This window comes from Nonomuraea longispora, assembly GCF_004348345.1.
GTDB classification, from domain to species: Bacteria; Actinomycetota; Actinomycetes; order Streptosporangiales; family Streptosporangiaceae; genus Nonomuraea; species Nonomuraea longispora.
Window position 1 is genome coordinate 1 of record NZ_SMJZ01000117.1, and the last position, 20249, is coordinate 20249.

Sequence of the window (20249 nt, forward strand, 5' to 3'; positions counted from 1 at the left end):
CGGCGAAGGCGGGCGAGGAGGGGCGGCTCGTACGCTCGTGGCTCGGGCGCACCTGCCCGCCTCCGTCGGCGCGCTGGAAGGAGCTGGTGTCCGGACCCGAGGGCGGGTGGGCGGCCAGGGACCGTGGGCGGTTCACCCGCAACTTCGTCGTCCAGGGCACGGCGGCCGAGTGGGCGCTCGCGCTGATGGCGGTCCTGCGCGGGCTGCTGCCCGAGCCGGCCCGGCTGGTCTTCTTCCAGCACGACGAGGTGATGGTGCACTGCCCGCTGGAGCAGGCCGAGGAGGTGATGGCGGCGGTGTCGTCCGCGGCGGCCGAGGCGAGCAGGCTGCTGTTCGGGCGGACGCCGGTGCGCTTCCCCATGGAGACCGTGGCGGTCACCTCCTACGCCGACGCCAAGTAGACGAGCCGCACCCCGGTCCTCCGCACGGCTCGCCCGGGATGCCGTCCGTGCTCCGTGGCGCCCTGGCTCGAACGCGCGCCTGCTCCGCGGGCTCGTCACGGCGCGCCGCCTCGCACGGATACGGGCGCGGCCCTCCGGACGGAGCGCCGGTGTGGTGGGTCGCCCGCCTGCGCGGGCCGGGTCGACGGCGTAGGTCCTTGGCTGCCGCGGAGGGCGGCCACAGGTCGGGCTCGTTACCCGGCGGAAGGGGCGGCGGGGGTGCGGCGCCGGATCGAGGCGAGCCAGAGGCCGGCGAGGGTGACCATGACGCCGACGACCAGGCCGAGCATGCCGTAGCCGAGCAGTCCGACGATCGCCCCGGCGACGATCGTGCCCGTGGCGCCGCAGACGTTCATCAGCAGGTCCGACAGCCCCTGTACGGCCGGGCGGCGCGACAGCGGGACGGACTCCGTGACGAGGGCGGAGCCGGACACCAGGCCGCACGACCAGCCCAGCCCGAGCAGCACCAGCGCCGCCGTCACCTGCCACACCCGGTGGCCCGCCGTGCCCGCCAGCGTGGCCGCGCAGAGCAGCAGGGCCATGCCGAGCGCCAGCACCGGCACCTTGCCCGCCTTGTCGGCCAGCCAGCCGACGACCGGCGACAGCACGTACATGCCGGCGATGTGCAGGCTGATCACGATGCCGATGACGTCGAGGTTGGCGCCGTCGTGGTGAAGTTTGACGGGGGTCATCGACATGACCGACACCATCGCCGTGTGGCTGACCGCGATCATGATCAGCGCCGTGCGGGCCATCGGGGTCGTCCGCAGCGTCTCCCAGGCCGTCCTGATGGTCCGGTTGCGGCCGGGGCCGGGCGTCTCCTGTGTGTCCTGCAGCCCGCGTGCCAGCTTGAGCGGGTCAGGCCTGAGCAGTACGAGGATGATGAGCAGCGCCAGGGCGAACGCCAGCGCGGAGAACGCGAACGGCCCGGCCTTCTCCGCCATCCCCAGCCTCATGCCGACCTGGTCGGCGGGTCTGGCCAGGTTGGGGCCGGCGACGGAGCCGATGGTGGAGGCCCAGACGACCAGGGAGAGGTGCCTGGCCGAGCGGCCCTTCGGCGACAGGTCCGTGGCGGAGTAGCGCGCCGCCAGGCTGCCCGCGCTGCCGCCGCCGACCAGCACCAGCCCGGCCAGCAGGAGCGGCCACGAGCCCAGGCTGATGGCGGCCACGGAGATCGCGCAGCCGGCCAGCGCCGCGAGGTAGGCGAGCGACAGGCCCGCGCGCCGCCCGCCGCTGCCCGAGGCCCTGGCCGTCGGCAGGGCCAGCAGCGCCGCGCCGAGCACGGTGGCCGTGCCGGCGAAGCCGCTGATCACGGTGGATCCCGACAGCTCGTCCACGACCACCGAGCTGAGCGCCAGCCCGACCGCCACGCCCACGCCGCCCACGATCTGCGTCGCGGACAGGACCGCGAGGGTACGACGCTGAACGCTCGGGATCCGGTCAGAGGGCAGCATCGTGGGCTGGATGGGGGCGCTGGTCACCAGTGAAGTCTGACATAACCCCCAACATCACCCTAAAGACGACAGCGTCCTGTTCTCATAGGGTGACGGACGGCGAAACTCTCACAGGATCGCGACCGCGTCGCCCACGGCGATGTGCCCGGGGCCGTCGGGGATCAGGTTGATCCCGAACCAGACCTTGCCGTCCCGATTGCGGTGCCTGGACAGCGTCCTGATGGGCTCCTTGCCCTTGGTGTACGTGGTGGTGTCGATCGTCGTCAGCACGCAGCGGTCGCAGCGCTTGGTGACCCGGAAGTCCACGTCGCCGATGCGCAGCCGCTTCCACTCGTCCTCGGCGAAGGGCTCGTCCACCCCGTCGATCACCACGTTCGGCCGGAAGCGGTGCATGGGCAGCGGGCCGGGCGGCTCCTCGCCGCGTTCGAGCGCCGTCTCCACGATCCAGTCGTTCAGTCGGCCGAGCGACGCGCCGGTCGTGAGGAGAAGGGGATAGGCGTCCGCCAGGCTCACCCGGTCGTCCGGCCGTCCGTACGCCGGATCGACCGGGCGGCGGGCCGGGTCGTCCAGCCACTTGAGCCGGACCGGCTGTCCGGCGAGCTCCGACAACCACCGGGCCGCGTCGTCACCGCAGTCGGTGAGCTCCACCGGGGTGCCCCACACGTCCACCGTGGACGTCACGGCGGCCGGTGTGACCCGCAGCGGGGCGGCGTGCGGGCCGGTCAGCGTGAGCGTGTCACCGTCGAGCCGGCCCACACAGGCCAGCAGGGCCGGTTCCTCGCGCGCTGTCAGGATGATCCCGTCCCTGTCGGTGATGAGGTAACGCCGGTCCCCCGCCAGGCCCCACGGGTGTACCTCGGCCTCATCGACCTCATGGCCCGCAGTGGACTTGATGGGATAAAAGCGAACGCTCCCCAGCTTCATGCGGCCGACCGTATCTCACTGATCGGCGCGCTCTGAAGAGGCGCCGTCCTGCGGTGCGGGGCCGCGAATATCGACAGGCCCAATATGTAGACGGCCAGTGGCATGGCCTTCCTCCACGTATTTTGAATCGATCAGTGCAAAATCAGGGAACAGAAAACTCAGAACGCGTCCAGCGCGGTCCGCGCGATGGAGGCGAGGGTTTCCCGGCCGGCCCCGCCGCGGGCGGCCACGCGCATGCCGCTGACGGTGGCCACGACGAAGTGCGCCAGGGCGAGCGCGTCCTTCTCCGCGTCGATCTCGCCCCGTGCCATGCCCTCCTCGATCGCCGAGCGCATCATCCGCACCCGCTTGTCGTTGTCGAGCCGCAGCAGCTCGGCGACCTCCGGATCGTGCGGGCCCAGCTCGACCAACGAGTTGACCACCAGGCAGCCGGCCGGCTCCTCGGGGTCGGGCTCGACCGCCCACCCCAGCACGGCGCCGACCTTGTCCTTGGCGGGCAGGCCGGAGCCCATCAGTCCGGCGAGCCTGGCGTTGCGCCCGTCCATGTAGTGGCGCAGCGCCTTCTTGAACAGGTCGTGCTTGCTCGCGAAGGTGTTGTAGATGCTGCTGCGCCCGAGGCCGGTGGCCGCGCACAGGGCCTGCGTCGAGGTGTTCTCGTAGCCCGCGTCCCAGAACGCGAGCATGGCGGCCTCGACCGCACGGTCCTCCTCGAACGTCCTCGGTCGCGCCATGTCCGGTACGCTACCAGTTTTGGAACGATCAGTGCAATATGGTGGGATGCGGTCCGCGAGACGGGGAACTCGCCGGCGTCAGGCGCTTGTGCGGAACGTGTCGAGGAACACCTTGCGCGTGCCGGCCTGGTCGTCCCACTTCAGCTCGGGCATGTCGAACGTGATCGTGAACGCGGTCCTGCCGTCGATAGTGACGTACCGGGTGAGCGCGTGCATGGGGACGCCACTGGCGGTGGTGTAGGTGTACTCCCAGTCCGCGGCCTTCCACCCTCTGTAGGACAGATCCCGCAACTGCACCTGGATGTAGCTCTCCCTGCCGCCCTCGGCCTCCTCCTTGCTCAGCCGGGACAACCCGCCGTCGGCCTGCGGCGTCGCCCGCTCCACCACGATCCGCATGCCGGAGTCCTTCGGCCCGTCGAACGTGGCCCCGCCGTCCGTCTCGACCGGCCTCCAGTCCACCGGCACGCCGGCCGCGAACCCGGAGAGGGCGTGCTCCTCGTGGCCCTCCGGCACGGGGGAGGGCTCGCCGCCCCCGGTCGTGGGGCTCGGCGCAGCGGCCGCGGATGCCGCCGCGGCCGTGACCGCGGCCTGCTCCCGCGCCGGCCCGCCGGACAGGATGATCATCACGGCGCCCGCCACGACGGCCACCGCCACGATCGCGCTGACGAACGTGAGCGGCGTCGGCCGGCCGTCACGGATCCACGTGCCGCCGCCGTCGTCCTCGTTCCTGCGCCGGCTCGTGCCGCTGCGCGGCGACGCGCCGGGCAGCGTGGTGAGGCGGTTGCGGCTGATGTCGTGCGCCAGGTTGCGTGACTGCTCGTGCAGGACCGCGGGAGAGGCCAGCGGCCACGGGGTCGCGCCGGACGTGCGGCTGTCGGAGGTCAGCGGCAGGATCGGCCGGGGTTGCGGCCCTGAGTGCGCGTTCGGTCCGTCGGCGGAGTCGTCCATGGGCCGGTACGGCTTGAACGGGGCCTGACCGCCCGCCGAGGACGGGCCGCCGGGAGCGAACGGGTCGTGGAACACGGACGGGCCGCCCGGCACAGGCGCGCCGTCGAGCGAGGACGGGCCGCCGCCCGCAGGGGAGCCGCCCAGGGAAGAGGGACCGGCGAACGAGGAGGGGCCGTCCACGGACGGGGGCCCGCCCAGCTGCGAAGCACCGTCCAGGGACGAGGGGCCGCTGGGGAACGAGGGGTCGCCCGGGTGTGCGGGGTCGTCCAGCGAGGAGTGGCCGCCTGGGGAAGGCGCGCCGTCGAAAGAGGGCGGGCCGCCGAGTGGGTGCGGGCCGCTGTCCGGCCGGTGCGGACCCGAAGGGGCGGTGAACGCGTCGAACCCCTGCGCCGGAGGTAACTGGTCGGTCCTGTGGCTGCCCGACGGGCTCGTCATCCCGTCATAGGGCATCGAGTAGCCCCCCGACGGGCTGCTCGCCGGGTCGTACGGCACCCGCACCGGCCCTGAGGGCGTCTCCACGATCCGCGACGGCATCGGCCCCGAAGGGTGTTCGAGCGGTGGCAGCAGCACCGCGGGCGTCGGGTCGGCCTGGCTGGGCAGCGTCTCCGGCGGGCGCGGCCGGGGAGAGCCGTGCGCGCGCAGCACCGCCTCCAGCATCTCGATGACCTGGGCCGAGGTCAGCCGCTCAGCCGGGTTCTTGCGCAGCAGGCCCTCGATGACGGGCATCAGCGCCCCGGCCCGCTGCGGCCTGATCGGGTCCTGCGTGAGCACCGCGCCGAGCACCGCGATCGCGTCGGGCCCTTCGTACGGCGGCCGCCCCTCGACCGCGGCGTACAGCGTGGCGCCGAACGACCACAGGTCGGCCGCCTGCGTGATCGGCTGCCCGGACAGGCGCTCGGGCGGGATGTACGCGGGCGACCCCATGAGGAGCCCGGTCTGCGTGATCGTCACATCGCCCTCGATGGCGGCGATGCCGAAGTCGGTCAGCACCACCCGGTCGGAGGTCAGCAGCACGTTGCCGGGCTTGATGTCGCGGTGCATGATGCCGGCGGCGTGGGCGTGCCTGACCGCGTCGAGCACCCGGATGCCGATCTCGGCCGCCTGGATCACCGGCAGCGGCCCGCTCTGGCGTACGGCCTGTTCGAGGGACCACGCGCGGACCAACTCCATCACGATCCACGGGCGGCCGTCCTCCTCGACGACGTCGTGCACGGTCACGATGCCGGGATGGGTCAGCCGGGCGGCGGACCTGGCCTCGCGCAGCATGCGCCGGTGGGCCACCTGCTTGCCCGCGTGGTCGAGCCCGTACGGCAGGATCAGCTCCTTGACCGCGACGTCGCGGTCGAGGAGGACGTCGTGGGCCTGCCAGACCATCCCCATGCCGCCTCTGCCGACCGGCGACATCAACCGGTAGCGCCGGCCGATCAGGCGGCCCTGGCTCTGCGGGGTGCCGCTCGGGGGGCCTCCCTCCGCGCCGGGGCCGCTGAGCAAGCGGTCGGCTGCCATGTCTCCGCCCCCATCTCGCCTCATCCGTCACGTGCGTTCTCACGCTACTTGCAGATTGGCACTGAGAAACCCGCCGGACGCTGCCGCATGGGGCTTTTGACCAGGCCCGGAGGAGGGCCGCGGCGGATTTCTTGCTGGCCTGAGGTTCGTTACGATATCGGCGCTATAACCGCAAGGGAAGCTGACATTGCTTGACAATAGTGCTGACGTACGGATATTTCGCTATTCGAATGACTCGCTTACTGAGCGTGCCAATGCCAGCAACGCGTGGGTGAACGCCTCCGCGGGCGGCTCGACCAGACCCGCGCCGACCTGACCCGTGCCGGCCACGCGGCCCGCGATGCCGGTGTTGACCACGGGCAGCAGGCCGGTCCTCGCCACCAGCGTGAGGTCGATGCCGACAGGAGTGCCGCGGAAGCCGAGGCCCGGGATCTGATAGGCGGGATGCTCGGCCAGCGTGATCTCGTACATCGAACGGGTGGCTCTGACGGCGTCGGCGACCTCGCCGCCGACGAAGCGCACGATGGCGGGGGAGGCCGCCATCGCGAAGCCGCCCAGGCCCGAGGTCTCGGTGATGGTGGAGTCGCCGATGTCCGGGTTGGCGTCCTCCGGGCCGTACGCGCCCAGATAGAGCCCGTCGGGCACCCCGGCCGGACCGGTGAACCAGCGTCCGCCGAGGCCCGAGACCTGCACGCCGAAGTCGGTGCCGTTCCTCGCCATCGCGACCACGAGGGAGGAGCCGGGCACGTCCCGGGCGGCGTCGGTGCTGACCTTGGCCGCGGCCATGCCGGCGTTGAGGAAGAAGTGGTCGTTGCCGTTGATGAAGCGCAACACCTGCGCGGCGACGCCGGGCGCGGCCTCGACCACGGCGGGCGCCAGCTCGCGCAGCAGCAGCGAGGTGGCGGCGCGGTTGCGGTTGTGCAGCTCGTCGCCCATCTGCAGCGCCTGCGCGATCAGCGTACGCAGGTCGATCGGCCCCGTACGCTCCAGCGCCGCGGCCAGGGCGGGGCCGAGCACCTCGTCCATCCAGCGCAGCCGCTCCAGCACCTCGGGCCCGTACGCGCCGTAGCGCAGCACTTTGCCCAGGCCCTCGTTGAGCGAGCAGTAGGCGGTTCCGCCGTGTTCCGCGTCGCGCACCTCGAACACCCACATGGACGGGCTCACCACGCCCGCCATCGGGCCCACGGCGGCGTGCTCGTGGCACGGGCGCAGCGTGACGCCGCCCGCGGCGAGCGTACGGGCTGCCTCGTGCTCGTCGCCCGCCAGACCCTCCAGCAACATCGCGCCGATGAGGGCGCCGCGCATCGGGCCGGACGCGCGCTCCCACGTGATGGGCGGGCCCGCGTGCAGGAATGTCCCCTCCGCCAGCACCTCGGAGGCCCGCCGCACGCCCACCAGCTGCGGGCGGGCGGAGGTCAGCCGGCCGGCCGCCAGCTCGTTGGCGGCCGGCCTGCGCGGGTCGGCGAGGACCTTGGCCAGCGCCTCGGCGGTGCCGGGCAGCGGCGGCCGCCACGCCACGGGAACCGTGGGCACGGCCTGGGCCGTGAGCGCGTCGTCGAGCAGGCCGGCGCCGACGGTGACGACGCGGGCCGGTGCGGAGAGCAGGGTCACAGCAGGCTCCTGGCGTGCCGGGCGGCCTCGGCGTTGGAGGTGAACACGGCCGCGCCCGCCTCGCGGAAGGCGGCGGCCTGACGGTGCAGGTCCTGCGGGTCGCCCTCCGTGCCGATCAGGGCGACGACGACGGTGGCAGGAGCGCGGGCCACGGCGTGCGCGAGCGAGGCGGCCGGGTCGGGGTCGGCACCGTGGCCCAGCACCACGTCCATGAGCACCACGTCGGTGTCCTGGGTGTGGGAGAGCGCCTCGACGCGGAGCGACGGGTCGATCATGGGATGGGCGCGTCCCCTGGTGTAGGCGTCGTCGCCGTAGTCGACGACGTCGCCGGTGCCGGTGATCATCGCGGCCTCCGCGCCGAGCGTGCCGCCGGCGTAGACGCCCTTGATCGTCTTGGCGGGCGGGCGGCCGCCCGGCCACGACGGCCACGACGGCCACTCGGGCACGGGCCTGCCCAGGGCGCGCAGCGCCTGCTCGGTCGCCTCCGTCAGATCGGGTGCGCCTTCCTGGAGCAGCGCGCGTACGACGGGCGTGCGCAGCCGGCCGAGCGACTCCTCCACGGCCCGCGCCACCTCGGGCGCGGGCGGCTTGGAGACGAGCACGATCAGCTCGGTGGCCGGGTCTTCGTCGAGCATGCGCAGCGCCCGTAGCGCCGACAGCCCGCCCACCTCGACCGACAGGTCCCTGCCGCCCACACCGAGCACGTGGCTGACGCCGGTGCCCGCCCGATCGAGCAGGGACGTCACCTGCTGCGCGCCGGTGCCGGAGGCAGCCACCACGCCGACGGGGCCGGGGCGGAGCACGTTCGCGAAGCCGAGGCCGACGCCGCCGATCACCGCCGTGCCGCAGTCGGGGCCCATCACGAGGACGTCCCTGGCCTCCGCCCGCTCCTTCAGCAGGCGTTCCTGCCACACAGGGACGCCGTCACTGAAGATCATGACGGGCAGGCCCGCTTCGACGGCGTCCAGAGCCTCGGCGAAGGCGTGCTCCCCTGGAGTGGAGACGAGCACGAGACCGGCCGGTTCTCTCGCGGCCGAGCGGGTGGTCAGCGGCGGCTGGTGCTCCGGCGCGGGGTCCGACCGCCGGGAGGCGGTGAGCTGCCGGTCGGCCTCCTCGACGGCGGTTTCGGTGTCGCTCGCCCGTACGGCGATCAGCAGATCCCCAGGGTCGCTCTCCGGGATCGAGAACCCCAGCTCGCGCAGGATGGAGACGTTGAGCTCGGTGGCCATGGCGACCATGGCCGAGGTCACGCCCGGCAGGCCGGACAACGCCTGGCTGACCCGCATGAGGGTGACGGAGTCGTGATAGGTCCCCCGCCGGACCAGCACCACCTCGCGCGGAACGTCACTCATGGGGCCGCCCCCGGGACTCTCCCAGGGAGAGGATCGCGTGCACCCCGATGGCGACGCCCTGCGCCAGGTCGGATCCCGACGTGTGGCCGAGCCGGTGCAGCCGGCGCAGCGCCGGTTCGAGCGGCTGCGTGCCGGCCAGGCCGCGCAGCACCCCGGTCACCTCGGGGCTGGCCGCGCCCGCGGCCGCGCAGTGCAGCAGCGTGGCCGACAGGGGCGTCGTCCGTGAGCGGGCGTCGAACGTGACCGTCGCGCCGAGCCAGCCCGCCAGCCAGACCGCCCGCTCCACCCCGGCCGCCGCGCCCAGGCGCCGCAGCGTCACCAGCAGCCCGGCCAGCACGTCGTCGCCGCTCGGCGTGAGCCCGGGCCCCAGGCCCATCAGCTGTTCGGCCGCCGTCACCGTCCGGAGCAGCCGGCCCTCGGCGCACCCGCCCGCGAGCATCCCGACCGCGGCGTTGCCGGTCAGACCGGGCTCGGGCGGGTCGATCAGGCGGGCGGCGGCGTACGCGAGGCTCGTGAGGTCCACAGGGCCGAGCGGCGGCGCGGGATCCCACCAGCGCCGTACGGTCAGGCTCAGCGGGCCCAGCTCGATCGACCGGTCGCCCACCGAGGCGTCGTCACCCACCGTGACCCTCGGGAGCGGCCCGGCCAGCAGCACGGAGTTGGGCAGCCGGATCGCCTCGCCGGTGATGAGCGCGATCACCGAAGGTTCGAGCTCGGTCCTGACCTCCAGGTAGATCCCGCCGGGGAACGCGGCGAGCACACGCGCCGGGCGGCGGGACGACTCCAGGACGGGACGCACGGCCGCGCTGGCCGCTCCCGTGACGTGGACGCGGGTACGTCGCGCGTGAGTACCGACCGTCACCAGACCTCCCAACCGACCCTGGTCCTGACCGTAGAACGGGCCCGGAACCCTCCGTACGGGTAAATTTGCCAACAGTGAGCGGGAAGGTTGGCTCTTCCTGACAGACGACTCCCGGGGTCACAATCTTGTCCATGGAGCCCCCCGTCCGTCTGGCCAGCACCGGAACGATCACCCATGGCGTGTCCGTCGGCGAGGTGCTCGGCGTGTCCACCCTCGCCGAGGCCAGGCTGATCGCGGGGGAGCAAGGGCTGGGCCGCATCGTGCAGCGGCTCAACGTCATGGAGGTGCCCGACATCCTGGCCTGGGTCAAGCCGCACGAACTGCTGCTCACCACCGGCTACCCGCTGCGCAACACGCCCCAGTCGCTCGGCCGGCTGGTGGCCGACCTGGACGAGCGGGGGCTCTCCGCCCTGGCGATCAAGCTGGGCCGCTACGTCGACGAGCTGCCCGCCGAGATGGCCGAGCAGGCCGACCGGCTCGGCTTCCCGCTCATCCTGCTGCCGAACGACGTCGGCTTCGACGACATCCTCAACCAGGTGCTCACCGACATCCTCAACCGCCAGGCGGCCGTGCTCGCCCGCGCCGAGGAGGCGCACCGGGCGCTGGTGCAGGTGGTGCTGGCCGGTGGCGGGCTCAACGAGGTCACCGCCGAGGTCGCGCACCTGCTGGACGTGTCGGTGGCCGCGGTCGACGGCTCCGGCCGCGTGCTGGCCGCCGCCGGTCCCGCCGCCCACATGAGCGACCTGTGCGAGTCGATCACCCACGAGGGTCCCCCGACGGCCGAGGCCGATGGGGCACGCAAGCGCTCGTTCGCCTCGGTGCCGGTGCTGGCCGGAGGCCACCACCACGGCAGGATCGTCGCCTACAGCCCGTCCGCGGCGATCCGGGACAGCGACGTCGGCATCCTCGAACGCGCCGCCACCGTCGCCGCCCTGGTCGTCACCCGCCAGGAGGCGGTCAACGCCGTCGAGAGCAAATACCGGGCCGACTTCCTGCGCGACGTGCTCACCGGGCGGGCCGGCACGGTCGAGCGGGTCACGGCCAGGGCCAGGGCGTTCGGGTGGGACCTGTCGCGCCCCGTGACGGTGCTGGTGGCCGAGCTCGACCCCGACGGCGACGAGCGCAGCGCCCAGGACCGGCTGGTGGCCTGCTGGACGGCCGCGATCAGGCGGCACGACCCCCTGGGGGCGGTGGCGGGGTTCTCGCACGAGGTGGTGGCCGTGGTCGACGCCTCCGCCGACGTCTCCAAGGTGGCCAGGGACGCCGCCTGCGCGTTCGCCGACTCGCCGCCCGCGACGTTCTCGACCGGCACGTCCAGGCCGAGCCCGGGGGCGGAGACGCTGCCCGACGCCTACGCGCAGGCGCTGAAGGCCGCCAGGGTCGGTCGGCAGCTGCACGGGCCCGGCGCGGTCGCCCACTTCGACCAGCTCGGCGTCTACCGGCTGCTGTCGCTGGTGAACGACACCGACGAGCTGCACGCGTTCGTACGCGAGACGCTCGGCCCGCTGGCCACCGACGACGACGCGGAGAACGCCGACCTGCGGCGCACCCTCCAGGCCCTGCTGGAGACCAACCTGAACGTGGCCGAGACGGCCAGGCGGCTGCACTTCCACTACAACACGCTGCGCTACCGGATCGGGAAGCTGGAGCGGCTGCTCGGCGGCTTCACCGACGACCCGCACCTGCGGCTCAACCTCACTCTCGCGCTCCACGTGCTGCGCATGCGCGGCATCTAGGTGCGGGAGGGACGTCCAGGCGGCGTCTAGGCTTGGGGCCCGTGGACTTCGAACTGCGCTCCGACTTCATCCCGCTGTGCGACCTGCTGAAATACTGCGGCATCACGGAGACGGGCGGCATGGCCAAGCAGCTGATCGCCGAGGGCATGGTGCTCGTGGACGGCGAGGTCGAGCTGCGCAAGCGGGCCAAGATCCGGGCGGGCCAGGTGGTCAGCGGCGAAGGGTTCTCGATCCGGGTGGGATAGCGCGGGCCGCGGGCGCGAGTTTCTCCCTGGTTCCCGGCGTAGATTTGGCAGATCATGCCCGTGTAGGAGTGATCTCGCGGGCCTAATGTGCCCGCAACGGAAAGCGTGTCGCCGGCCCAGCGCAACGCCCGGTACAGAGGGGCTCTCGATGGTTTTGGGATGGACCAAGCACGGTGACGGCAAGCACCTGGCCCCAGGCGAGGTGGTCAGGCCCGACGAACGGCTGAGCTGGCCCCGCATGATGGGCTTCGGCGCGCAGCACGTGATCGCGATGTTCGGCGCGACGTTCGTCTTCCCCCTGGTGATGGGGCTCGACCCCAACATCGCCGTGATGATGTCAGGCGTCTCGACGATCCTGTTCCTGCTGATCGTGAAGGGCAAGGTGCCGAGCTACCTCGGCACCAGCGCGTCCTTCGTCGGCGGCGTGTTCGCCATCAGGGCCGCGGCGGGCGGCGACACCGCGGGAGCGGACGCCATCGTGACCGGCGCCATCCTGGTCGCCGGGCTCGTGCTGGCGCTGGCCGGGCTGGCCATCCACGTCCTCGGCGTGCGGATCATCCACCGCGTCTTCCCGCCCGTGGTCACGGGCGCGGTGGTCATGCTGATCGGGTTCGGGCTGGCGTTCGTGGTGGCGGACACGTACTGGCCGCAGGACCACTGGGTCGCCCTCGTCACGATGCTGATCACGTTCGTGGTGATCGTGTTGTTCAAGGGGTTCATCGGGCGGATCGGCGTGCTGGTGGGGCTCGTCGCCGGGTTCGTGCTGTCGTGGGTGCTGGACAGGGTGGCCGGGCCGATCACGTCGGTGCTGCCTGGAGCCAACCTGCGCGACGCCTCCGGGGCCGCCTGCCAGGCCGAGGGCACGTACTGCGTGGCGACGGCGTTCCCGCACGACCGGGTCGACTTCGAGCCGGTGGCGCAGGCCGCCTGGATCGGGCTGCCCGAGTTCCACGGGCCCGACTTCAAGACCTCCGCCGTGCTGCTGGTGCTGCCCGCGGTCATCGCGCTCATCGCCGAGAACATCGGCCACGTCAAGGCGGTCGGCGAGATGACGGGCACCGACGTCGACCCGTACGTCGGCCGCGCCGTCGCCGCCGACGGCGTCACCACCGCGCTCGCCAGCTCGGTCGGCGGCTCGCCCACCACGACGTACGCCGAGAACATCGGCGTCATGGCGGCCACCAAGGTCTACTCCACGGCCGCCTACTACATCGCGGGGGTCATCGCGATCCTGTTCGGCCTGTGCCCCAAGTTCGGCGCGCTGATCGCGGCCACCCCCGGAGGGGTGCTCGGCGGCGTCACCGTGATCCTCTACGGCATGATCGGGTTGCTCGGCGCAAAGATCTGGATCGAGAACCGGGTGGATCTCGGCGACCCCGTGAACATGGTTCCGACCGGGGCGGGCATCATCCTGGCCATCGGACCTGTGCAGCACTTCATCGGGGGCGACTTCACCTTGGAGGGCATCGCGCTCGGCACCATCGTGGTGCTGGGCGGCTACCACCTGCTGAGGGCCATCGCCGGGCCCGCCCCCGGACGGGCCCCCGAGCAGGCCGGGAGCGGGCCCGCGTGAAGCCGCCGCCGTTCACCTACCACGCGCCCCGCGACGTCGGCGCGGCGCTGCGCACGCTCGCGCAGGTGCGCGGCAAGGTCCTGGCCGGCGGGCAGAGCCTGATCCCCCTGATGAACATGCGGCTGGCAGCTCCCGAGCATCTCGTCGACATCAACCGGATCGGCTCCCTGTCCGCGGTCGACGCGAGCCCGGCGGGCGTCAGGGTGGGCGCGCTGGTCAGGCACTCCGATGCCGAGCACGCGGGCGCGCATCCGCTGCTCACCCGGGCCCTGAGGCTGGTCGCCCACCCGGTGATCCGCAACCGGGGCACGGTGGTGGGCAGCCTCGTGCACGCCGACCCGGCCGCCGAGCTGCCCGCCGTGCTGGCGGTGCTGGACGGCACGGTCAGGGTGGCCCGGTGGGACGGGCGGGCCGTCGAGCGGGACGTGCCGGCGCGGGAGTTCTTCACCGGGCCCCTGGAGTCGGCGGTCCAGCCGGGCGAGCTGGCCGTGTCGGCGTACTTCCCCGCGCTCGGGCCGCGCACCGGCACCGCCTTCGAGGAGGTGGCCCGCAGGCACGGCGACTACGCGCTGGCCGGGGTCTGCGCCGTGGTCACGCTGGACGACGACGCGCGCGTCACCGCCGCCAGGGTCGCCTGCGTCGGCGTCGGCCCCGTGCCCGTCGTCGTGGACGTGACCGCCGCGTGCGAGGGCGCGGACGGCGCCGATACGGACAGCGCGGGAACGGGCGGCGAGAGAGCGGACCGGGGCTGGGCGGACGCGGCACGGGCCGTACAGGAGGAGACCGAGCCCGAGAGCGACGTGCACGCCTCGGCCGCCTACCGGCGGCACCTGGTGGGCGTGCTCGCCGAGCGGGCGCTGCGCAACGCGGCGAGGGAAGGGACGGCCGCCCGTGGAGCATGAGATCACGCTCGTCGTGAACGGCGCCACCAGACGGGTGGAGGTGCCCGCCCGCCGGCTGCTGTCCGACTGCCTGCGCCACGACCTGGGCCTGACCGGCACCCACGTGGGCTGCGAGCACGGCGTCTGCGGCTGCTGCACGGTGCTGCTCGACGGCCGGCCCGTACGGTCGTGCCTGACGTTCGCGGTCACCGTGGACGGACAGGAGATCACCACCGTCGAAGGGTTGGCCCGCGAGGGAGCGACGAGGGAAGGCGGCGGATCCGAGCGACCGAGCCGCATCCACGAGGCGGAGGCCATGGACACAGCGCTGTCGCCGGTGCAGCGGGCGTTCGCGGAGTGTCACGGGCTGCAGTGCGGGTTCTGCACGCCCGGGTTCCTGTGCACGGTCACCGCGTTCCTCAGGGAGAACCCGGCGCCGTCGGACGACGAGATCGTCGAGGGCATCGCGGGCAACCTGTGCCGCTGCACCGGCTACCAGAACATCGTCAAGGCCGTCCACCGGGCCGCCGAGCTGCTGGCGGAGGAGAGATGACGACGAGGTTGTTCGGCGAGCCCGTGCAGCGGCGCGAGGACCCCCGGCTGCTCACCGGGCAGGGACGCTACCTCGACGATCTCGGCCGTGACGCGCTCGCCGCCGCCTTCGTCCGCTCGCCGCACGCCCACGCCCGCATCCGCGACATCGACGTGACGCCCGCCCTCGACGTGCCGGGGCTCATGGCGATCTACACCTGGGAGGACCTGCCCGAGCGGGTGGGCAGGGCGCTCCCGCTGCTGATCCCGCACCCGGCGCTCACCCACGGCCGCACCGCCTACCCGCTGGCCCGCGACGTCGTCAGGCACGTCGGCGAGCCGGTCGTCATGGTCGTGGCGAGCGACCGGTACGCCGCCGAGGACGCCTGCGCGCTCATCGAGGTCGGCTACGAGCAGCTCAAGCCGGTCGTCGGCCTGGAGGAGGCCGTGCAGGGGGCCGCGCTCGTGCACGAGGACGTGCCGGGCAATGTCGGAGCCCACCTCGTCCAGGAGGTCGCGGCGGCCGACGGGCGCGGCGCCGGCGAGGCGATCGAGACCGCGCCGCACACCCTCGCCTTCCGCCTCGACATCGAACGCAGCGCCAGCACGCCCCTGGAAGGCCGCGGCGTGTACGCCCGCTGGGACGGCAGGGACCTGCGCGTCTACTCCAGCACCCAGACCTCCACCAGCGTCCGCATGGCCGTCGCCGCCACGCTCGGCCTGCCGCTGCCGCAGGTCGAGGTGATCGCGCCAGACGTGGGCGGCGGTTTCGGCGTCAAGATCGTGCACCCGTGGCCCGAGGAGATCCTCGTGCCGTGGGCCGCCATGACGCTGGGGCGCGAGGTCAAGTGGACGGAGGACCGCAGGGAGCACTTCATCTCCTCCGCCCACGAGCGCGCCCAGATCCAGCACGTACGTGTCGGCTTCGACGACGACGGCCGCGTCCTCGGGCTGGACGTGACGATCCGGCATGACCACGGCGCCTACACGCCCTACGGCATCATCGTGCCGATCGTGACCTCCACCCAGCTGCTGGGGCCGTACAAGATCGGCGCCTACCGCGTCGAGTTCACCTCCCTCTACACCAACACCGTGCAGGTCACCCCCTACAGAGGGGCGGGCAGGCCGCAGGCCGTGTTCTGCATGGAGCGGACCATGGACAAGATCGCCCGGCACCTGGGCAAGGACCGCACGGAGGTGCGGGCGGTCAACTTCATCGGGCCGGACGAGTTCCCGTACGACCAGCGCATGACCTTCCAGGACGGACGCCCGCTCATCTACGACAGCGGGAACTACCCCGAGATGCTCCGCATGGTCAAGGAGCTGATCGGCTGGGACGAGCACGAGAGGCGTCCCGGCCGCGGCATCGGCCTCGGCTGCTACGTCGAGGGCACCGGCGTGGGCCCCTACGAGGGCGGGCACGTGCAGATCACCTCCGACGGCCGGGTGCACGTCTCCACCGGGCTCACCTCGCAGGGGCAGGGGCACGAGACGGTGTTCGCCCAGATCGCCGCCACCGAGCTGGGCGTGCCCATCGAGCGGGTGAGCGTGGTCACCGGCGACACGCGCAGGTTCGGTTACGCGGTCGGCACGTTCGCCTCCCGGGCGGCCGTCATGAGCGGCAACGCGATCGCGCTGGCGTGCAGGAAAGTCCGCGAGAAGGCGCTGCGCATCGCCGCCGACGCGCTGGAGGCCGACCCGGCGGACCTGGCGATCGACGACGGGATGGTGCACGTGGCGGGGGCGCCGTCGGCGTCGATCCCGCTGTCCACGGTGGCCGTGCTGGCCAACCCGCTGCGCTACGCCTTCGACGACGAGGCGGCCAAGGCGACCCAGTTCTCCGGCACGGCATCCCCCGACCGGCCGCCGGTCGCCGAAGGGGAGGAACCGGGCCTGGAGGGGCGCGACTACTACTCGCCGATCAGGTCCACGTTCGCGTCGGGCATGCACGCCGCCGTCGTGGAGACCGACCCCGACACCGCCGAGATCACGGTGGTGCGCTACGTCGTCGTGCACGACTGCGGGCGGCTGGTCAACCCCATGATCGTCGAGGGGCAGATCCACGGGGGAGTGGCGCAGGGCATCGGCGGGGCGCTCTACGAGCGCATGGTGTACGACTCGCACGGCCAGCTGGCGAACGCCTCCTTCATGGACTTCCTGATGCCGTACGCCACCGAGATCCCGCACGTCGAGACCGCCCACCTGGAGACGCCCTCGCCGCTGAACCCCCTCGGCATCAAGGGCGCGGGCGAGGCCGGCGTGATCCCCGTCTCCGCGGTCGTCGCCTCGGCCCTGGAGGACGCCGAGGGCTTCGAGATCGACCGCATGCCCATCTCCCCGTCGGAGCTCTTCGAGCTGCGCGAACGTCACGCCTCCCTGGAATGAGGCCGGAGCTGCGCGCCCCCGGAGCGGGGCTGACCTCCTTCCCCGACGTCCCTGACGGCGTCCGCCTGATCGACCTGGCCTGGAACGCGATCACCGAGGTGCCCGGCCGGGTGGCCGGGCTCGCCTCGCTGGAGGAGCTCAGGCTCGACGGCAACCGCCTGCGCGCCCTGCCCGACCTGTCGGGGCTGACCGCCCTGCGTGCGCTGCACGTGGACGGCAACGCGCTGACGGCGGTCCCCGCCTGCCCGCCGGCCCTGGAGTCGCTCTTCCTGTACGGCAACCGCGTCCGCACGCTGCCCGGCCGCCTCGGCGGGCGGCTGCGGCACCTGTCGGCGGGCGCGAACGGGCTGACCGAAGTGCCCGGCTCGTTGTGGAGGCTGACCCGGCTGGAGTCGCTCAACCTGGCCGGGAACGCGCTGACCGAGGTGCCGGCGGCCGTGGGCGGGCTGACCGGGCTGCGCATGCTCGATCTCGGGCACAACCGGCTCACGTCCATCCCGCCCGAGCTCGGCGACCTCGCGCTCACCGACTACCTCTACCTGAGCGACAACCTGTTCACCGAGGTGCCCGCGGCGATCGGCCGGCTCGACCGGCTCGCCTACCTCAACCTGACCGACAACCGGCTCACCCGCCTGCCGGACGCGCTGGGACGGATGGCCGCGCTGGTGGAGCTGCGGCTCTACGGCAACCGCCTGGAGTCGCTGCCCGAGACGATCGGCGGGCTGACCCGGCTGCGTGAGCTGCACCTTCAGGGCAACCGGCTGACCCGGCTGCCCGCGGCCGTCGCCGAGCTGGAGGAGCTGCGGGTGCTCGACCTGCGTGACAACCTGCTCGGCAAGCTGCCGGACACGTTGCCGTCCGGACTCAGGCAGCTCGACCTGCGCAACAACCGGCTCCGGGAGCTGCCCGACCGGCTGCCTGCGCTGGACAAGCTCGATCTGCGGTGGAACAAGCTCGACGGCGAGCCCGAGGTGCTGCGCCGGCTCGCCGCGCGTGGGTGCGTGGTTCTGCGCTGAACCGGAGCGCCGGGTGGTGCGTACCTCCGCACATGACGACTTTTCCACGCTTGGCCGCTCTCGCGCTGTTGGCCGGGCTGGTCGCCGGATGCTCCTCAGAGGGCTGGAGCGACTACGTCGCAGCAGGCGCGAAGCCGCAGCCCGCGGCCCCGCTGACCGTCGAGCAGCTGTCCGCCAAGGTCGGCTGCAAGCCGAAGATGCAGGTCGAAGGAGACGATCTGCGCACCGGGTTCTGCAAGACCTCCGACGGGAGGTTCTTCGTCAACACGTTCAAGACCGAAGCGCTCAAGGACGCGTGGATGGACCAGGCGCCCGAGTACAACCCCCACCTCGTCGGACCCCGCTGGACCGTCCTCGGCCCGCTCGAGGTGCTGGAGGCCATCCAGGAGCGGCTCGACGGCGACCTGCACCTGACCGACCACCGCGTCTCGCAGACGCCCACACCTGCCTCCTGACCGTGCTGAACCCCGGAGACGCGGACCGCGTACCTCAGGGCATGACGACCCCTCCGCGCGTGGCCGCTCTCGCGCTGCTGGCCGGGCTGGTCACCGCCTGCTCCGCGGGCGACGGGAGCGGCGGCTACCTCGCCGTGGGCGCGCGGGCCGGAGCCGCGCCTCCCACCGTCGAGCAACTGTCCGCCAGGGTCGGGTGTGAGCCGCGCCTGCGGACCGGCGGCGCCGGCGTCCGCTCGGGACACTGCGCGACCCCGGACGGCGAGTTCGTCGTGACGACGTTCGCCACGCGCGCGGGCAGGGACGCCTGGATGAGCGCCGCCCCCGCGGGCACCCCGCACCTCACGGGCGACCTGTGGACCGTCCTGTCCAGCCGCAAGGTGCTCGACCTGCTCAGCGAGCGGCTCGGCGGCGAGGTCCACATGACGGATCCGGCGACCCGGAAGATGAGGGTCGTCGGCTAGTTCCGCTCACGCGCGCGGCGCGGCCGTGGAGGCCCGTACCACCAGTTCGTGCGAGGTGCGGCGGCGGCGCGGCCGACCGGCCGGCGGGCGCAGGACGAGGTCGAGCGCCTGCTTGCCCATGCCCGCCATGGGCAGCCTGATCGTGGTGAGCGCCGGATAGACGTCGCGCGCCACCGGCGCGTCGTCGAACCCGGTCACCGAGATCTCACCGGGCACCCGCCGCCCGCCGTTGAGCAACCAGGACAGCGCGCCCACCGCCATCGGATCGTTGAGCGCGACCACCGCCGTCAGGTCGGGGTGCGCCCGCATCAGCCTGGCCGTGGCCGCCGCGCCGCCCTCCCGGGTGAAGTCGCCGTGCACGACGGGGACGGAACGCCAGTCGAGCCCGGCCGCGCCGAACGCCGTGCGCAGCCCGGCCAGGCGGTCCTCGACCGTGGTGAGGTTCGGCGGGCCGCCCAGCACGCCCAGACGGCGGTGGCCCAGGCCGATCAGGTGCCGCATGAGCGTCGCGCCGCCGGCGGCGTTGTCGGGCAGCACCGCGTCCACGGGCAGGTGGTGGCGGCCGATCACGGCGAGCCGGCCGCCCGCGGCGGTGAACGAGCGCACCTCGGCCGCCATGTCGGCGTCGGCCCCTGTGCTCCCCTGGGACGCCGCCCGGACGTAACCGGAGCCCGCCATCACGAGCAGCCTCACCCGGTGGGCCCGCAACGCGCGGATCCTGGCCAGCTCGGCCCGCGGGTCGCGCTGGGTCTGGCTGATCAGCGCCAGGTAGCCGCGGAGCTCCGTCTCGTGCAGCACGCCCCTGGCGATCTCCCCGAAATAGGGGTCGCCGACGTCGTGCACGATCAGCCCCACCATGGACACCTGACCGCCGGCGAGCGCCCGCGCGTGGCTGTTGGGCACGTAGCCGATGCGCGAGGCGACCGCCTGGACGTGGGCCGCGACCTCGGCGCTCACCCCTGTGCTGCCCGTCATGGCGCGGGAGGCCGTCGCCAGCGACACCCCCGCGGCCCTGGCCACGTCGACCAGGCGGGGCGGGGACGGAACGGAAGGTCGCTCTGCCATGCGGACGAACCCCCTTGTCTGGGGCTGAATCCCGTGTAATCGTAACCGAAAGCGCTTACGAAAGCGCTTTCGC

The 20249-nt window shown here is 72.8% G+C and carries 17 protein-coding genes and 1 pseudogene; 10 read left to right on the top strand and 8 right to left on the bottom strand.

What is annotated here, in order from left to right; all coding sequences use genetic code 11:
* Window positions 1–401, top strand: a pseudogene (locus E1267_RS26940) (bifunctional 3'-5' exonuclease/DNA polymerase); the annotation flags it as partial.
* A gap of 233 nt (window positions 402–634) precedes the next feature.
* Here the strand turns inward: E1267_RS26940 and E1267_RS26945 are convergent.
* The 7 genes from E1267_RS26945 to E1267_RS26975 form a co-directional block, all read right to left on the bottom strand.
* The gene (locus E1267_RS26945) at window positions 635–1921 is read right to left on the bottom strand and encodes an MFS transporter (protein ID WP_246064286.1); all 1287 of its coding nucleotides are present in this window, start codon (window positions 1919–1921) and stop codon (window positions 635–637) included.
* An 81-nt stretch (window positions 1922–2002) separates the two neighbouring features.
* On the bottom strand, window positions 2003–2818 hold the full coding sequence (locus E1267_RS26950) for an MOSC domain-containing protein (RefSeq protein ID WP_132336226.1): 816 nt from the start codon (window positions 2816–2818) through the stop codon (window positions 2003–2005).
* Between the two features lie 158 nt (window positions 2819–2976).
* Window positions 2977–3549, bottom strand: a complete 573-nt coding sequence (locus tag E1267_RS26955) for a TetR/AcrR family transcriptional regulator (RefSeq protein WP_132336228.1) — start codon at window positions 3547–3549, stop codon at window positions 2977–2979.
* 78 nt (window positions 3550–3627) lie between these two features.
* Window positions 3628–6003 (bottom strand): serine/threonine-protein kinase, encoded by a 2376-nt coding sequence (locus E1267_RS46640; RefSeq protein ID WP_246064287.1) that lies wholly within the window; start codon window positions 6001–6003, stop codon window positions 3628–3630.
* Between the two features lie 222 nt (window positions 6004–6225).
* On the bottom strand, window positions 6226–7614 hold the full coding sequence (locus tag E1267_RS26965) for a YlbE family protein (protein WP_132336230.1): 1389 nt from the start codon (window positions 7612–7614) through the stop codon (window positions 6226–6228).
* A complete protein-coding gene (locus tag E1267_RS26970; RefSeq protein ID WP_132336232.1) occupies window positions 7611–8966 on the bottom strand; it encodes an AllF/FdrA family protein in 1356 nt (451 codons plus the stop codon). Before E1267_RS26970 ends, E1267_RS26965 begins: the two co-directional genes overlap by 4 nt.
* Window positions 8959–9828 (bottom strand): oxamate carbamoyltransferase subunit AllH family protein, encoded by an 870-nt coding sequence (locus tag E1267_RS26975; protein ID WP_246064288.1) that lies wholly within the window; start codon window positions 9826–9828, stop codon window positions 8959–8961. Before E1267_RS26975 ends, E1267_RS26970 begins: the two co-directional genes overlap by 8 nt.
* A gap of 131 nt (window positions 9829–9959) precedes the next feature.
* On the opposite strand from E1267_RS26975, the gene E1267_RS26980 reads away from it, so the two are divergent.
* From E1267_RS26980 to E1267_RS27020, 9 genes are all read left to right on the top strand, one after another.
* On the top strand, window positions 9960–11564 hold the full coding sequence (locus E1267_RS26980) for a PucR family transcriptional regulator (RefSeq protein WP_132336236.1): 1605 nt from the start codon (window positions 9960–9962) through the stop codon (window positions 11562–11564).
* A gap of 41 nt (window positions 11565–11605) precedes the next feature.
* Entirely contained in the window at window positions 11606–11809 is a 204-nt protein-coding gene (locus E1267_RS26985) for an RNA-binding S4 domain-containing protein (RefSeq protein WP_212746267.1), read from the top strand.
* Window positions 11810–11957: 148 nt separating this feature from the next.
* Window positions 11958–13382 carry a uracil-xanthine permease family protein gene (locus E1267_RS26990; RefSeq protein WP_132336240.1) on the top strand — a complete coding sequence of 475 codons (1425 nt, stop codon included), beginning with the start codon at window positions 11958–11960 and terminating at the stop codon, window positions 13380–13382.
* Window positions 13379–14284 (top strand): FAD binding domain-containing protein, encoded by a 906-nt coding sequence (locus E1267_RS26995; protein ID WP_132336242.1) that lies wholly within the window; start codon window positions 13379–13381, stop codon window positions 14282–14284. Before E1267_RS26990 ends, E1267_RS26995 begins: the two co-directional genes overlap by 4 nt.
* On the top strand, window positions 14274–14816 hold the full coding sequence (locus E1267_RS27000; RefSeq protein WP_132336244.1) for a (2Fe-2S)-binding protein: 543 nt from the start codon (window positions 14274–14276) through the stop codon (window positions 14814–14816). Before E1267_RS26995 ends, E1267_RS27000 begins: the two co-directional genes overlap by 11 nt.
* Window positions 14813–17179: an aerobic carbon-monoxide dehydrogenase large subunit gene (cutA, locus tag E1267_RS27005; RefSeq protein WP_132336246.1), complete on the top strand. Its 2367-nt coding sequence runs from the start codon at window positions 14813–14815 to the stop codon at window positions 17177–17179. The genes E1267_RS27000 and cutA overlap by 4 nt, the downstream gene beginning before the upstream one ends.
* Window positions 17176–18195, top strand: a complete 1020-nt coding sequence (locus E1267_RS27010) for a leucine-rich repeat domain-containing protein (RefSeq protein ID WP_132336248.1) — start codon at window positions 17176–17178, stop codon at window positions 18193–18195. The genes cutA and E1267_RS27010 overlap by 4 nt, the downstream gene beginning before the upstream one ends.
* Window positions 18196–18245: 50 nt before the next feature.
* Window positions 18246–18650: a hypothetical protein gene (locus E1267_RS27015; protein WP_246064289.1), complete on the top strand. Its 405-nt coding sequence runs from the start codon at window positions 18246–18248 to the stop codon at window positions 18648–18650.
* Between the two features lie 41 nt (window positions 18651–18691).
* Window positions 18692–19111 (top strand): hypothetical protein, encoded by a 420-nt coding sequence (locus E1267_RS27020; protein ID WP_132336252.1) that lies wholly within the window; start codon window positions 18692–18694, stop codon window positions 19109–19111.
* A 6-nt stretch (window positions 19112–19117) separates the two neighbouring features.
* On the opposite strand, the gene E1267_RS27025 is transcribed toward E1267_RS27020, so the two are convergent.
* Window positions 19118–20176 carry a LacI family DNA-binding transcriptional regulator gene (locus tag E1267_RS27025; protein WP_132336254.1) on the bottom strand — a complete coding sequence of 353 codons (1059 nt, stop codon included), beginning with the start codon at window positions 20174–20176 and terminating at the stop codon, window positions 19118–19120.
* Window positions 20177–20249 lie beyond the last annotated feature (73 nt).

Coding starts and splice junctions, on each gene's coding strand:
- E1267_RS26950 (WP_132336226.1), bottom strand. CDS start 2,818: ATGAAGCTGGGGAGCGTTCGCTTTTATCCCATCAAGTCCACTGCGGGC.
- E1267_RS26955 (WP_132336228.1), bottom strand. CDS start 3,549: ATGGCGCGACCGAGGACGTTCGAGGAGGACCGTGCGGTCGAGGCCGCC.
- E1267_RS46640 (WP_246064287.1), bottom strand. CDS start 6,003: ATGGCAGCCGACCGCTTGCTCAGCGGCCCCGGCGCGGAGGGAGGCCCC.
- E1267_RS26970 (WP_132336232.1), bottom strand. CDS start 8,966: ATGAGTGACGTTCCGCGCGAGGTGGTGCTGGTCCGGCGGGGGACCTAT.
- E1267_RS26980 (WP_132336236.1), top strand. CDS start 9,960: ATGGAGCCCCCCGTCCGTCTGGCCAGCACCGGAACGATCACCCATGGC.
- E1267_RS26990 (WP_132336240.1), top strand. CDS start 11,958: ATGGTTTTGGGATGGACCAAGCACGGTGACGGCAAGCACCTGGCCCCA.
- cutA (WP_132336246.1), top strand. CDS start 14,813: ATGACGACGAGGTTGTTCGGCGAGCCCGTGCAGCGGCGCGAGGACCCC.
- E1267_RS27010 (WP_132336248.1), top strand. CDS start 17,176: ATGAGGCCGGAGCTGCGCGCCCCCGGAGCGGGGCTGACCTCCTTCCCC.
- E1267_RS27020 (WP_132336252.1), top strand. CDS start 18,692: ATGACGACCCCTCCGCGCGTGGCCGCTCTCGCGCTGCTGGCCGGGCTG.
- E1267_RS27025 (WP_132336254.1), bottom strand. CDS start 20,176: ATGGCAGAGCGACCTTCCGTTCCGTCCCCGCCCCGCCTGGTCGACGTG.